This is a genomic window from Methylobacterium crusticola (genome assembly GCF_003574465.1).
Taxonomy (GTDB): domain Bacteria; phylum Pseudomonadota; class Alphaproteobacteria; order Rhizobiales; family Beijerinckiaceae; genus Methylobacterium; species Methylobacterium crusticola.
Window position 1 is genome coordinate 1 of the sequence record NZ_QOWC01000038.1, and the last position, 13,231, is coordinate 13,231.

Genomic DNA, 13,231 nt, shown 5'->3' on the forward strand with positions numbered 1-13,231 from the left:
CTGCCGCCGCAGGCGCCGGCCGGCGCGCCCGGGGCGAGGGGCGCCGCGGCGGCGACTGGCGCCGCGGCGGCGACTGGCGCCGCCGGCACCCTGCGCTACCTCGCCCGCACGCCCCTGATCGCCGGGCTGCTCGTCGCCGACCTCGCCGCCATGATCCTCGCCCTGCCCTACGCGCTGCTGCCGGAATTCGGCACCCGCGACCTGCACGGCGACACCGCCACCGTGGGGCTCCTCTACGCCGCCCCCTCGGTCGGCGCCCTCGCGGTCGCCCTGGGGGCGAGCGCCGCCGGGGCGAGCCCCCGGGCCGGGCGCTACCTCGTCGGCAGCGTCGCGGTCTGGGGCGTCGCCGTGATGGGGCTCGGCGCCGCCTCCGGCCTGTGGTCGGCCCTGCTCTGCCTCGCGGCCATCGGGGGAGCCGGCGTCTTCGCCGAGATCCTGCGGGCCGCCCTGATCCAGTCGCACACCCCCGACGCCCTGCTCGGGCGGGTGTCGAGCCTGTGGGTGCTCCAGGCCACGGTCGGCCCGGCGCTCGGCGGCCTCCAGGCCGGCCTGCTCGCGCACCTGACCTCGCCCCGCACCGCCATGCTGGCGGGCGGCGCCGCGTGCCTCGTCGCCACGGCCTGCATCGCGCTGTCCGTGCCGGCCCTGGTGCGGGCGAGCCTCGCCGGGACGCGCGGGGCCGCGGATGCCTGAGGGCCCCCTCACCCGGCGGCGGGCCCTCGCGCTGCTGTGCCTCGCGGCGGCAGGGTCCGGGGCGGCAGATCCCGCGGCGGCGGATCCCGCGGCGGCAGAGCCCGCGGCCGAGCCTGCCGCGCCAGAGCCCGCGGGCGCCGGGGCGGCGCCGCGCCGGGTCGCGGTGCTCGACTGGGGCGCGACCGAGACTGTGCTGGCGCTCGGCGTGCGGCCGGTCGGCGTGCCCCAGCCGGCGGGGTATTCCCGCACCGTGGTGGCGCCGGCGCTGCCGCCCGACACCCTGGACCTCGGCCTCGTGGTCGAGCCGAACCTCGAGCTGCTCGACGCGGCGAGGCCCGACCTGATCGTCCTGAGCCCGCTCCAGGAGGCGGGCCTGTCCCCGCTCCTCGCCCGGATCGCCCCGACCGCGGTCTTCGCCGTCTACGGCCCGGGCGGGGCTCCCTACGAGCGGGCCGGCGGCGAGACCCTGCGCCTCGCCGCCCGCCTCGGCCGGGAGGCGGCGGGCCGGGCCCTCGCGGCCGAGACCGAGGCGCGCATCGGGCGGGCCGCCGCCCGCCTGTGCGGGCCGCGGCGGCCGGTCTACCTCGTCTGGATCGTCGACGAGCGCAACGTCGTGGTGTACGGCCGCGGCAGCCTGTTCCAGGCGGTGCTCGACCGCTTCCGCGTGGCGAATGCCTGGGGCGGGCCCGCGAACCTGTGGGGCTTCACCAGCGTCGGCGTCGAGGCGCTGACCGCCGAGCCCGAGGCCCGCATCGTCCATGTCGGGCCGATCGTCTCCCGGGGCGCGAGGGCGCTCGCCGGCAGCGCGGTCTGGCGCAGCCTCGCCCCGGTGCGGGCGGGCCGCGTGGCGACGATCCCGCCGGTGTGGTTCTACGGCGGCCTGCCGGCCGCGGGACGCTTCGCGGAGCTCGCCGGGGCGGCCCTGGCGCAGGCGGACGGATGCGATGGCTGAGGCGGTGCTGGCACCCGGGCGGGTCGCCGCGCGCCCGCGCGGCACGCTGATCCTGATCGCCGCGCTGGCGCTGCCGGCCCTGCTCCTGAGCCTGCACGGCCTCACGGCCCAGCTGCCGCTCGCGCAGGCGCTGCGGGCCCTCGCCGCGCCCGATCCCGCCGACATCCGGCAGGTGATCCTGCGCGAGAGCTGGCTGCCGCGCCTCGTCAGCGCGTGGCTCGCCGGGGCGGCGCTGGCGCTCGCCGGCGCGGTCTTCCAGCAGGTCCTGCGCAACCCCCTCGCCTCCCCGGCGACGCTCGGCGTCTCGGCGGGGGCCGAGCTCGCCCTCGCGGCCGCGACGGTGTTCGCCCCGGGCCTCCTCGCGGCCGGCCGCGAGCCGGTGGCGCTCGCCGGCTCCGCCCTCGCGGCCGCCCTGGTGTTCGGCCTGACCTGGCGCCGGGGCTTCGCGCCGCTGGCCCTGATCCTGACCGGGCTCCTGGTCAACCTCTACTGCGGGGCCTTCGAGACCCTGCTGGTGGTGCTGCACCAGGACGCGCTGTTCGGGATCTTCCTGTGGGGCGCGGGCTCCCTCGCCATGAACGACTGGACGGCGCCGGCCTACCTCGCGCCCCGCCTCGCCGCCTGCGGGATCGGGGTCGCGCTGCTCGCCCGCCCGCTCGCGCTCCTCGACCTCGGCGAGGCCGCGGCCCGCAGCCTCGGCCTGCCCCTCGGGGCGATCCGCGCCGGCGCCCTCGCCCTCGCGGTGGCCCTCGGGGGCTTCGTGGTGGCGGGCGTCGGCGTGATCGGCTTCGTGGGGTTAGCGGCCCCGGTGCTGGCGGGCCTCACGGGCGCCCGGCGCCTGCCCGAGCGCCTGTGGCTCGCGCCCCTCCTCGGCGCCGTGCTGCTCTGGCTCACCGACGGCGTGGCGGCGGCGCTCGGCCCCGTCGCGGCGGTGCCGACGGGCGCCCTCGCCTCCCTGGTCGGCGTGCCGGTGCTGCTCTGGCTGCTGCCGCGCCTCGCCCGGCACCCGGCACCGCCACCGCCGCCCGCAGCACCCCTGCGGCGGGCCCGCCGGCCCGGGGCGCTCGTGGCGGGCTGCGCCCTCGCCCTCGCGTTCGCCCTGCCGGTGGCCTGCCTGTTCGGGCCGGGCCCGGCGGGCTGGCACTGGGCGGGCCTCGACGGCCCGTCGACCCCCCTCCCCTGGCGGCTGCCGCGGGTCGGGGTCTCCCTGGCGGCGGGCGCGCTGCTGGCCCTCGCCGGGACGGTGATCCAGCGCCTCACCGCCAACCCGCTGGCGAGCCCGGAGGCCCTCGGCATCAGCGCCGGCGCCGCCCTCGGGGTGCTGGTCCTGAGCCTCGCCCTCGGCGAGCCCGGCCGGGCCGCGCTGCTCGCCGGGGCGGGCCTCGGGGCGGCCGGCACGCTCGCCGCCATGCTGGCCCTCGGCCGCCGGAGCGGCCACAGGCCCGACCAGATGCTGCTCGCGGGCGTCGCCCTCACGGGCGGCTTCGGGGCGGTGCTCACCCTCCTGATGATCAGCGGCGACCCGAGCATCGCGCTCCTGCGCGGCTGGCTCGCCGGCTCGACCGCCCGGGCGGCGCCCGGCGACGCGCTGGCGGCCCTCGGCGTCCTCTGCCTCGCCGCCCTGGCGCTGCCGGCCCTGGTGCGCTGGCTCGACATCCTGCCCCTCGGCGACGTCCCGGCCCGCAGCCTCGGCGTCGACCTCGGCCGCGGGCGCCTCGCCCTCATGGCGCTGGCGGCGCTGCTCACCGCCGCCGGCACCCTCGCGGCGGGCCCGCTCACCTTCGTGGGGCTGATCGCCCCGCACCTCGCGCGCCTGCTCGGGCTCGCCCGCGCCGCCCACCACCTGGCGGGTGCCGCCCTGATCGGCGCCCTCGTGATGGTGGCGGCCGACTGGGCCGCCCGCACCGCCTTCTTCCCCTACGGGCTGCCGGCCGGCCTCGTCGCCACGGTGGTCGGCGGGCCGGCCCTGCTCTGGCTCCTGGCGCGGCGCTGAGCCCGGGTCGCGGGCCCCTGCCCGGCCGGCGGCCCGGCCTTCAGAGCGCGTAGCTGATCGGCGCGCCGCCGCCCGGGCGCGGCAGCACGCCGATGGGGATGCCGTAGATGGCCGCGAGCGCCGTGCCGGTCATGAGGTCGCCGGGCGTGCCGCGGGCGACGAGGCGCCCGGCCTGGAGGGCCAGGATCTCGTCGCAGAACCGGGCCGCGAGGTTCACGTCGTGCAGCACCACGACCACGCTCGTGCCGCGCTCGCGGCTCAGCCGCCGCACCAGGGCGAGCACCTCGACCTGGTGGGCGAGGTCGAGGGCCGAGGTCGGCTCGTCGAGCAGCAGGCAGCCGGCGTCCTGCGCGACCAGCATCGCGAGCCAGGCCCGCTGACGCTCGCCGCCCGACAGCGTCTCGACCAGGCGGTCGGCGAAGGGCGCGACGTCCGCAAGCGCCATCGCGTCGGCGATCCGCTCGCGGTCCCCGGGTCCGCGCCGGCCGAGGGGGCCGTGCCAGGGATAGCGGCCGAGCGCCACGACCTCGCGCACCAGCATGCCGGCCGCCGGCCCGGTCGCCTGCGGCAGGTAGGCGAGCCGGCGCGCGAGCGCCCGGCCGGGCCAGGCCGGGAGCGGGGTGCCGGCGAAGCGGATCGTGCCGGAATCGGGGGCCTGCTGCCGGGCGAGCAGCTTGAGGAGCGTGGACTTGCCCGACCCGTTGTGGCCGATGAGGCCGCAGACCCGGCCCGACGGCAGCGCCAGGCTCAGGGGCTCCAGGATTCGCCGGCCCGCGGCGGACGCCGCGACGCCGTCGAGGACGAAGATCGGTGCGTCGCCGCTCACGGGCCCCTGCCTCCACGCGGGTGGGCGAACCTCATAGCAACGCGGCACGGTCGGCGGAAGGGCGCCGCCCGGCCGCGGAGCGCCGCCCGGCCGCGGAGCGCCGGCCGGGGGGTGTCAGGCGGGCCTGACCCAGCGGACCGCGACCGCGAGGGGCTGGCGCCGCCCGCGGATCGCCACGGCGCGCCGGTCCTCGAAGGCGGCGATCTCGGCCCGCGAGTCCCGGCAGGCCGCCAGCAGGTCCTCGCTCGCCACGAGGGCGGCGCCGAGGGTCTTGGCGACCTCCATCAGGCGGCTCGCGACGTTGACGCTGTCGCCCGTGGCGGTGATGTGCTGGTGGTCGCGGGAGCCCAGGCGCGACACCACGACGGTGCCGTGGTGGGCCCCGACCCTCAGGTCGAGCGCGTCCGCCCGGGACTCGGCCCGGAGCCAGGCGCGCACCCGCGGCACCAGGGCGGCGGCGGCGGCGAGCGCGTGGTCGGCATCGTCCGGCCCGGGCTCGGGCAGGCCGAACAGGCTCATGGCCCCGTCGCCCATGAAGGTCATGACGAGGCCGCCCGCCCGGGTGACCTCCTCCTCCACGAGGGCGTGGAAGCCCTTGAGGAAGGCCTGGGTCGCGGCGGGCCCGAGGGTCTCGCTCAGCCGGGTGAAGCCGCTGAGGTCGACGAACACGATGCCCAGCACCTGCGCGACCGGCGCCGCGAGGTAGCCCGGATCCCCGGCGATGCGGGCCGCGAGCGCCGGCGGCTGGAACACCCGCAGGGCCCGCTCGGCCTGCGCGAGGCGGCCGGCGAGGCGGCGGTCGAGGATCATCCGGCCGGCGATCCCGAAGGCGACCACCGGCGCCATCGCGGCGAGCGGCAGCCCGGCGCCGAGCCACAGGCCCGCCTGCGCGAAGGCCAGCTGGGCGGCGGCGAGCCAGGCGACGGCCGCGAGGCCGACGAGGCTCAGGCCCAGGCTCGGCGGGGCGAGGGGCAGCAGCAGGGCCGCGCCCGCCGCCAGCGCCGCCGCGACCGCGGCGTCGACCCGGCGCACCGGCAGGTCGCGCACGAGGCCGTCCCCGGCGACGAGGTGGCCGAGGGCGGTCGCCAGCAGCTCGACGCCCGGGAGCACCGGGTCGAAGGGCGTCGCGAAGGTGTCGGCCCCGGCCGTCGCGGTGGCGCCCACGATCACCACGCGGTCGCGCAGGACCTCGGGCCCGGCCGCGCCGCGCAGCACGGCGGCGGCGCTCAGCGTCCGGATCGTCCCCCGCGGGCCGTAGAAGCGCAGCGGCAGGCTGAGCCCGAGGTCCGGGCGCAGGCGCGTGCGCCCGACGGTGAGCCGGCCCTCCGTCAGCACCGGCTCGGCGCGCGCCGCCCGGGCGGCGAGGCGGAGCGCGAAGGCCGGCAGCACCGCGTCGTCGGCGCGGATCAGCAGGGGCACGTGGCGGGGCGTGCCGCCGTGGTCGGTGGCGACGTTGACGAGGCCGAGGCCCGCGCTCGCGCGCAGGGTCTCGGTGGGCCAGAGCACCGTCTCGGCCCGCGGGACCTCCGCCGCCGGCTCGGACCCGTCCCCGGCCCGCGCGAACAGCGCCGCGCCGGCGATCACGGCCCCCGCCTCGCGCAGGGCCGCCGCCAGGTCCCGGTCCCCGGCCTCCGGCCCGCGCTCCAGGAACAGGATGTCGAGGCCGATGCCCCGCGCGCCGGCGCCCGACAGGGTGCGCACGAGGCGCGCGAGCGTCGCGCGCGGCAGCGGGTAGGTGCCCGCCTCGGCCAGGGTCGCGTCGTCGAGGGCGACGATCACCACCTCGGCGGGCGCCGGGCGCGGGCCCGCGAGGGCGAAGCGCAGGTCGAGGAGCGGGGCCTCGATCCGGTCGAGCAGCGTCGCGCGCCCCTCGAGGTGCAGGGTGGCGAGGACGCCCGACCAGGCGAGCGCGAGGGCGAGCGCGGCCGCCGCGTGCAGCCCCCGCGCCCCGACGGCGCGCGCCATCAGCGCCCGAAGCGTCCAAGGAGGCCCGCGGCGCGCTCGACGCCCCAGCGCTTGACCTCCAGCGGCGCCGTCCCGGCCTCGACGTCGACGCCGTCGCCCGCCCCCAGGATCACCGCCGGGCCGCCCGGCCGGCGCACCGACACCGCACCCGTCTGCACGAAGACCGAGGTCCGGCTCGCCGTGACGTCCACCGCCCAGACGGTGCCCCGCACCGACGCGATGGCGTGGGGCGTCATGATCTGGAACCCGCCCCGGCGCGGGGGCGCGTCGACGAGCAGGCCGCGCCCGTCGAGCTCCGCCGCCTCCGGCCGGCCGTCCCGGTTGCGGTCGATCAGGCGGTAGCTGCTGCCGCTCTCCGCGCTCAGGGTGAAGCCGTCCGGGCAGGACAGCACCTGCCGGGGCGGGTCCGTGTAGGGCGTCACCGTGCAGCTGCGCCCCTGCGCGGCCGCCGGGAGCGCCGCCAGATGCGCCGCCAGGACCGACAGCGCCCCGGCGAGGACGCCCGCGCGGGCCGGCCCGGCCCGGTGGGAAGCGGTGACGCTCATTCGTGCTGCTCCGAACTCGTTCAGCCGCCGCGACGGCCCGGCATTCTAGCGCAGTGGCGCGCGGGCGCACCTTCGCCGAGGGGAGGGCTTCACCGGGCCGCCGCCGCGGCGGTGCTCCGCGGCGGCGGCGGCCCGCGGCGGCCATGTCGATCCGGCCGCCGCGACGTGCGCGGCGGGGCGCCGGCCCGGTCCGCGAAAGGTGATTCCCCGCAGGGACTTGGCGCGGCCGGGGGATGACTCGCGGACGGGCCGGGTTTTGCACAGGAGTCTCGCCCGGTTGATTCCGCTCGACTCGCCGGGCCGGCCCCCGGACGCCGGCTCGACTCGGGATGATTCGGCCGCCCGCGGTTTTTCGGCGAACGAGACCTTCAGGGCCGCTAACGGGATGGAGACGCGCTCCCGAATCGCGATCGGAATCAAGGCTTTCAAGGCCAGTTGCCGGCCGGCAACTCGGGCCCGGCGACCGGCCCGGGCAGGCCGCCGCTGCCGCCAAGTGCTTGTTCGCGATTCGCTTTTCCCGGCGGCCGCGGAGCCCGGGCAAGGATGGTTCCGCGTCTCGTTGGGGATTGGCTAACCATTTCCGCCTTGCAACCCCGCGCGCCGTCGGGCGATGGTGTCACGCTTCGAAGCGCTCGGAGCGGGATGAAGCGTATGCACGAGACATCGACGTGACCCTGGCCGCCCCCTCCACGCCGACCCCGCGGCGCGCCATCCACACGCTGGTGGGCGAGCATGCGCGCGAATTGTCGGAGAAGCTGCAGGAGCACCGGCTCCAGCTGTTCCCGCCGACCGCCACCAAGACCCTGCGCCGCTTCACCTCGGGCGAGGTCGCGGGGCTGATCGGGGTCGATGCGGGCTACCTGCGGCGCCTGAGCCTCGAGGGCCGCGGGCCGCAGCCGGAGATGAGCACCTCGGGCCGGCGCTCGTACTCGATCGAGGACATCCGCGCGCTCCGGGCCTACCTCGACGAGAGCGGCAAGGCCGAGCGGCGCTACCTGCCGCACCGGCGCGAAGGCGACCACCTCCAGGTGATCTGCGTCGTCAACTTCAAGGGCGGCTCCGGCAAGACCACCACGGCGGCGCACCTCGCCCAGCACCTAGCGCTGCGCGGGTACCGCACGCTCGCGGTCGACCTCGACCCGCAGGCCTCGCTCTCGGCGCTCCACGGCTACCAGCCCGAGTTCGACGTCGGCGAGAACGAGACCCTGTACGCGGCCCTGCGCTACGACGGGCAGCGCCGGCCGCTCTCCCAGGTGATCCGCAAGACCTACTTCCCGGGCCTCGACCTCGTGCCGGGCAACATCGAGCTGATGGAGTACGAGCACGAGACCCCGAAGGCGCTCAACGACGGCGACGGCGGGGACCTGTTCTTCACCCGCTTCGACAGCGCCCTCGCGGAGGTCGAGGCCGATTACGACGTGGTGGTGGTGGACTGCCCGCCCCAGCTCGGCTTCCTGACCATGTCGGCGCTCTGCGCCGCCACCGCGGTGCTGGTGACGGTGCATCCCCAGATGCTCGACGTGATGTCGATGTGCCAGTTCCTGCTCATGACCTCCGACCTGCTCGGGGTGGTGGCGGAGGCCGGCGGCAACATGACGTACGACTGGATGCGCTACCTGATCACCCGCTACGAGCCCGGGGACGGGCCGCAGAACCAGATGGTGAGCTTCATGCGCTCGATGTTCGGCGAGCACGTGCTGAACTACCCCATGGTCAAGAGCACCGCGGTGGCGGATGCCGGCATCACCAAGCAGACCCTCTACGAGGTGACGCGGGATTCCTTCACGCGCTCGACCTACGACCGGGCCCTCGAGGCGCTGAACAACGTCAACGGCGAGATCGAGGCCCTGATCGCCAAGTCCTGGGGGAGGGCGTGATGGCGCGGAAGAACCTGCTCGCCGGCCTCGTGGCACCGAAGTTGCCGGCCGGCAACCCGGGCGACCCGCCCGGCACCGAGGCGCCGGATCCCGCCCGCGAGGCGCCCCGGACGCCGCGCTACGGCGGCTTCGGCAGCCGCGGCGCCATCGGGGCGGTGACGCGCTCGATCGAGAGCCTGAAGAGCGCGGCCTCCGATGCCGAGCAGATCCGGGCCCAGCTCGCGAGCGGCCAGGCCGTGGTCGAGCTCGACCCGGGCCTCCTCGAGCCGTCGCCCGTGGCCGACCGCATCCCGCACCAGGGGGGCGACCACGGCGACCTCGTGGAATCGATCCGCCGGTCGGGCCAGCAGGTGCCGGTCCTGGTGCGCCCGCATCCGGGGCAGGGCGGGCGCTACCAGATCGCCTACGGCCACCGCCGCGTGCGGGCGGCGGCGGAGATCGGCCGGCCGGTGCGGGCGGTGGTGCGCCAGCTCACCGACGCCGAGCTGGTGGTGGCGCAGGGCCAGGAGAACAACGCCCGGCGCGACCTCAGCTTCATCGAGCGGGCGCTCTACGCGGCGCGGCTCGAGGAGGCGGGCTTCGACCGCGAGACCATCATGGCGGCGCTGGCGGTCGACAAGACCGGCGCGTCGCGCCTGATCTCGGCGGCCGTGAAGGTGCCGCGCGACCTGATCGCGGCGATCGGCCCGGCGCCGAAGGTCGGCCGGGACCGCTGGATCACCCTCGCGGCCAAGCTCGAGCCCGAGGGCGCCGTCGCGGCGGCCCGGGCGGCCTCCGGGTCCGAGCCGTTCGCGGCGGCGCACACGGATGCGCGCTTCGAGATCGTGCTGCGGGCCGTCCAGGCGCCCCGGCGGGGAGGGGCGGCGAAGCCCGAGCCCGTCGTCGGCGCCCGGGGCGAGGCGATCGGCCGGCTGGAGCGGACCCCCAAGGGCGCGCGCCTCCAGATCGCCGACGTGGCCTTCGCGGAATTCGTCGCCGAGGCCATGCCGCGCCTGCACGCGGACTGGGCCCGGACGGGCGCGCCCCGCCAGAAGGGAGGCGCCAGCCGCTGAGCCGCGACCCTCGCGAACCACCCAGGAGCAGACGATGACGACATAAAAGAGCCGGCTCCCGACCGGCACAGGCGTCAGGGACGAGCCCCAAAACCAACACCAAATCGCGAACCGGCTCGATAGGTCTAGCAACCCCACCCTACCGCCCTGAAAATCAGAGGTCAAGAACGCCGGGTCGGCGAACGGCTCTCCCTTGTCGGCACAAGGAGAGACGATGACGCAGCTTGCAACGACGCCCTTCGGGCGGCGACCGCTTTCGCTCGCCATGGTGGCGGCGCAGGCGACCGCGAAGGCCTGCCCGGACGACGCGGTCGGCCACAAATGGCGGATCTTTCGCCACCTCACCGAGGCCAAGGAGGTGTTCGGGGTCTCGGACCGCGCGCTCGCGGTGCTGAGCGCGCTCCTGACCTTCCACCCCGACACGGCGCTCGTGCCCGGCGCCGACCTCGTGGTCTTCCCCTCGAACCGCGAGCTCGCGGTGCGGGCGCACGGGCCCGCGCCCGCGACCCTGCGGCGCGCCCTGGGGCAGCTCGTGGAGGCGGGGCTGATCCTGCGCCGCGACAGCCCCAACGGCAAGCGCTACGCCCGGCGCGGGGAGGGGGGCTCGATCGACCAGGCCTTCGGCTTCGACCTGACGCCCCTGGTGGCGCGGGCGGCCGAGTTCGAGGCGCGGGCCGGCGAGGTCAGGGCCGCGGCGAGGGCGCGCGCGCGGCTGCGGGAGGAGATCTCCCTGCACCGCCGGGACATCGCGAAAACCATCGAGGCCGGCAGCGCCTCGGGCCTGCCGGGAGATTGGGGGCGCCTCGCGGCCGCCTTCACGGGCACGGGCGGGATGCCGCCGCGCTCGGCCGACCTCGCGCGCCTGGAGGCCGTGGCGGCGAGCCTGCGGGTTCTGCGCCTGGATGTGGATAAGTTACTGACGGACGCGATCAAATCGGAGGAATCGAGCCCCACTGAGTCTCAGGTTGAGCGCCACCATCAGAGTTCTGAATCAGAGGTCCTTCTGGAATCAGAACGGACTTTGCGAGGACGCCCGGTCGTCCCGGCGGCGATCCCGGCGGCACCAGCCCTGGCCCCCAAGGCCTACCCGCTCGGCCTCGTGCTCCAGGCCTGCCCGGCGATCGCGGACTACACCCGGCACGGGATCGCGACGTGGCGGGACCTCGTCGCGGCGGCTGGCGTGGTCCGGGGCATGCTCGGCATCTCCCCGAGCACCTGGGACGACGCGGTCGCGGCCATGGGGGAGATCGAGGCGGCCGTGACCATGGCGGCGATCCTGGAGCGCGCGGAGGCGATCCGCAGCCCGGGCGGCTACCTGCGGCGCCTGACCGAGATGGCGGTCGCGGGCCGCTACTCCCTCGGGCCCGTCCTGATGGCGCTGATGCGGGCCAGGCCGGGAGGGGAGGGGAGCGCGAGGCGGCGGGCGTGAGGGGCTGTCGCGCAGGCCGGCGGGCGTCGGGAAGCGCCGCGGCCGCGATCGGCGCCCGGGCCCCTGCGGCGCGGGCGGCGCGACGCGCTATATCGACCACGCGCCGCGCCGGCCCGCCGGCGATGCGCGCCAACCCCCGACCGGGAGGACACACGATGACGACGGCACGGACGGGACGCCCCTACCGGGGCGTGTTCCCGGTGGTCCCGACCATCTTCGACGAGCGCGGCGGCCTCGACCTCGACGGCCAGCGCCGGGCCGTGGACTTCATGATCGATGCCGGGTCGGACGGCCTGTGCATCCTCGCCAACTTCTCCGAGCAGTTCGTGCTCACCGACGAGGAACGCGAGCGCGTCATGGACGCGGTGCTCGACCACGTCGCCGGGCGCGTCCCCGTCATCGTCACCACCACCCACTTCGCCACCCAGGTCTGCGCCGCGCGCTCGGCCCGGGCCGAGGCCGCGGGGGCCGCCATGGTGATGGTCATGCCGCCCTACCACGGCGCCACCATCCGGATCGGGGAGGCGGGCATCTACGGCTTCTTCCAGGCCGTCTCGGACGCGATCGCGATTCCGATCATGATCCAGGACGCGCCGGTGGCCGGCACGCCGCTCTCGGCCGGCTTCCTCGCCCGCATGGCGGGGGAGATCGCGAACGTCGCCTACTTCAAGATCGAGGTGCCGATGGCGGCGGCCAAGCTGCGCGAGCTGATCGCGCAGGGGGGCGAGGCGATCGAGGGGCCGTGGGACGGCGAGGAGGCCATCACCCTGATGGCCGACCTCGACGCGGGCGCGACGGGCGCGATGACGGGCGGGGGCTACCCGGACGGCATCCGGCGGATCCTCGACGCCTACGTGGCCGGCGACCGGGAGGGGGCGCTCACCGCCTACGAGCGCTGGCTGCCGCTGATCAACTACGAGAACCGCCAGTGCGGCCTCGCGGCCTGCAAGGCCCTGATGCGGGAGGGCGGGGTCATCGCCGCCGAGACGGTGCGGGCGCCGCTGCGGCCCCTCGACGGGGCGACCCGGGCCGGCCTGATCGAGGTGGCGCGCCGCCTCGACCCGCTCGTCCTGCGCTGGGGCCGCTAGGGCAAAGCCCGGGGACGCCGGTCCGTCGCCGACGAGGCGACCGGCGCGGGCGCGGCTCCGGAGCGCCCCGATCCCGCGCCCTCGGGATCGGCGAGGGAAACAGTTGCCACGGCAACGGATTCGCGTAGAGTGACCCGGAGCCGGCGTCCGCGCCGGCCTTCCGCGGGCGGGTTCAACCGTCCCGGGCCTTGGTGGAGGACGCGCGAGGATGCGCAGGCAGACGCTCCCGGCCCGGCGGGGTGACGGGCGGCACGTCGGGGATCGGCGCCGAGACGGCGCCGAGGTTGTCGTGCAGCCGGTTGAGCAGGCCGACGAGGACGCGGCGCTCCTCGGGGCTGAGGGGGGCGAGGAGCCGGCGCTCGCGCTCGAGCGCCACCCGGATGATGCGGTCGTGCAGGGCGAGGCCCGCCGCCGTGAGGGTGATGCGGTGCCGGCGGGCGTCCGCGGCGTCGGTCTCCACGGTCACGAGGTCCCGGTCCGCGAGGAACGCCACGCTGCGGCTCACTGGCCCCTTGTCGAACCCGATCACCTGGCAGATGCGGTTGGCGGTGATGCCCGGCTCCAGCGCCAGGAGCGAGAGGATGCGCCACTCCGTGATGCCGACGCCGAAGCGCGCCCGGTAGAGCGCCGAGCCGGTGCGGGTGAGCTTGTTGGCGAGGAACGTCAGCAGGGCCGGGACGTAGGCCGCGAGGTCCAGGCGCGGGGCCCCCGCGCCCGCTTCGTCCTCTCGCCCCCGATCCATCGCGCGCCCCGCCCACTCACCCGGCTGCCTATGCCCGAGCCGGCGGCCCCCGTCGATTCCCGCGCGCCG

11 protein-coding genes are annotated in these 13,231 nt (G+C 76.8%); 7 read left to right on the forward strand and 4 right to left on the reverse strand.

What is annotated here, in order from left to right; genetic code table 11:
- The 3 genes from DT057_RS16495 to fhuB all read left to right on the forward strand — a co-directional run.
- On the forward strand, positions 1-693 hold a 693-nt coding region (locus tag DT057_RS16495), incomplete at its 5' end, for an MFS transporter (protein WP_203236296.1).
- Positions 686-1,645, forward strand: coding sequence for an ABC transporter substrate-binding protein (locus DT057_RS16500; protein ID WP_128563197.1), 960 nt, complete (start codon positions 686-688; stop codon positions 1,643-1,645). The genes DT057_RS16495 and DT057_RS16500, both read left to right, overlap by 8 nt.
- A complete protein-coding gene (gene fhuB / locus DT057_RS16505; RefSeq protein WP_128563198.1) occupies positions 1,638-3,638 on the forward strand; it encodes a Fe(3+)-hydroxamate ABC transporter permease FhuB in 2,001 nt (666 codons plus the stop codon). Before DT057_RS16500 ends, fhuB begins: the two co-directional genes overlap by 8 nt.
- A gap of 40 nt (positions 3,639-3,678) precedes the next feature.
- On the opposite strand, the gene DT057_RS16510 is transcribed toward fhuB, so the two are convergent.
- The 3 genes from DT057_RS16510 to DT057_RS16520 all read right to left on the reverse strand — a co-directional run bounded on the left by DT057_RS16510 (position 3,679) and on the right by DT057_RS16520 (position 6,974).
- Positions 3,679-4,464, reverse strand: coding sequence for an ATP-binding cassette domain-containing protein (locus DT057_RS16510; RefSeq protein WP_128563199.1), 786 nt, complete (start codon positions 4,462-4,464; stop codon positions 3,679-3,681).
- Between the two features lie 114 nt (positions 4,465-4,578).
- Positions 4,579-6,429, reverse strand: a complete 1,851-nt coding sequence (locus DT057_RS16515) for a CHASE2 domain-containing protein (protein ID WP_128563200.1) — start codon at positions 6,427-6,429, stop codon at positions 4,579-4,581.
- On the reverse strand, positions 6,429-6,974 hold the full coding sequence (locus DT057_RS16520; RefSeq protein WP_128563201.1) for a FecR domain-containing protein: 546 nt from the start codon (positions 6,972-6,974) through the stop codon (positions 6,429-6,431). Before DT057_RS16520 ends, DT057_RS16515 begins: the two co-directional genes overlap by 1 nt.
- 674 nt (positions 6,975-7,648) lie before the next feature.
- On the opposite strand from DT057_RS16520, the gene repA reads away from it, so the two are divergent.
- The 4 genes from repA (at position 7,649) to DT057_RS16540 (ending at position 12,420) form a co-directional block, all read left to right on the forward strand.
- A complete protein-coding gene (gene repA, locus DT057_RS16525) occupies positions 7,649-8,851 on the forward strand; it encodes a plasmid partitioning protein RepA (RefSeq protein WP_238314221.1) in 1,203 nt (400 codons plus the stop codon).
- The gene (gene repB / locus DT057_RS16530; RefSeq protein ID WP_128563203.1) at positions 8,851-9,903 is read left to right on the forward strand and encodes a plasmid partitioning protein RepB; all 1,053 of its coding nucleotides are present in this window, start codon (positions 8,851-8,853) and stop codon (positions 9,901-9,903) included. The genes repA and repB overlap by 1 nt, the downstream gene beginning before the upstream one ends.
- Positions 9,904-10,117: 214 nt before the next feature.
- Positions 10,118-11,332 carry a plasmid replication protein RepC gene (repC, locus tag DT057_RS16535; RefSeq protein WP_128563204.1) on the forward strand — a complete coding sequence of 405 codons (1,215 nt, stop codon included), beginning with the start codon at positions 10,118-10,120 and terminating at the stop codon, positions 11,330-11,332.
- Positions 11,333-11,487: 155 nt separating this feature from the next.
- Complete coding sequence (locus DT057_RS16540) at positions 11,488-12,420, forward strand: dihydrodipicolinate synthase family protein (RefSeq protein ID WP_128563205.1); 933 nt, start codon at positions 11,488-11,490, stop codon at positions 12,418-12,420.
- A gap of 172 nt (positions 12,421-12,592) precedes the next feature.
- On the opposite strand, the gene DT057_RS16545 is transcribed toward DT057_RS16540, so the two are convergent.
- Complete coding sequence (locus tag DT057_RS16545) at positions 12,593-13,162, reverse strand: MarR family winged helix-turn-helix transcriptional regulator (protein ID WP_128563206.1); 570 nt, start codon at positions 13,160-13,162, stop codon at positions 12,593-12,595.
- Positions 13,163-13,231: the final 69 nt, after the last annotated feature.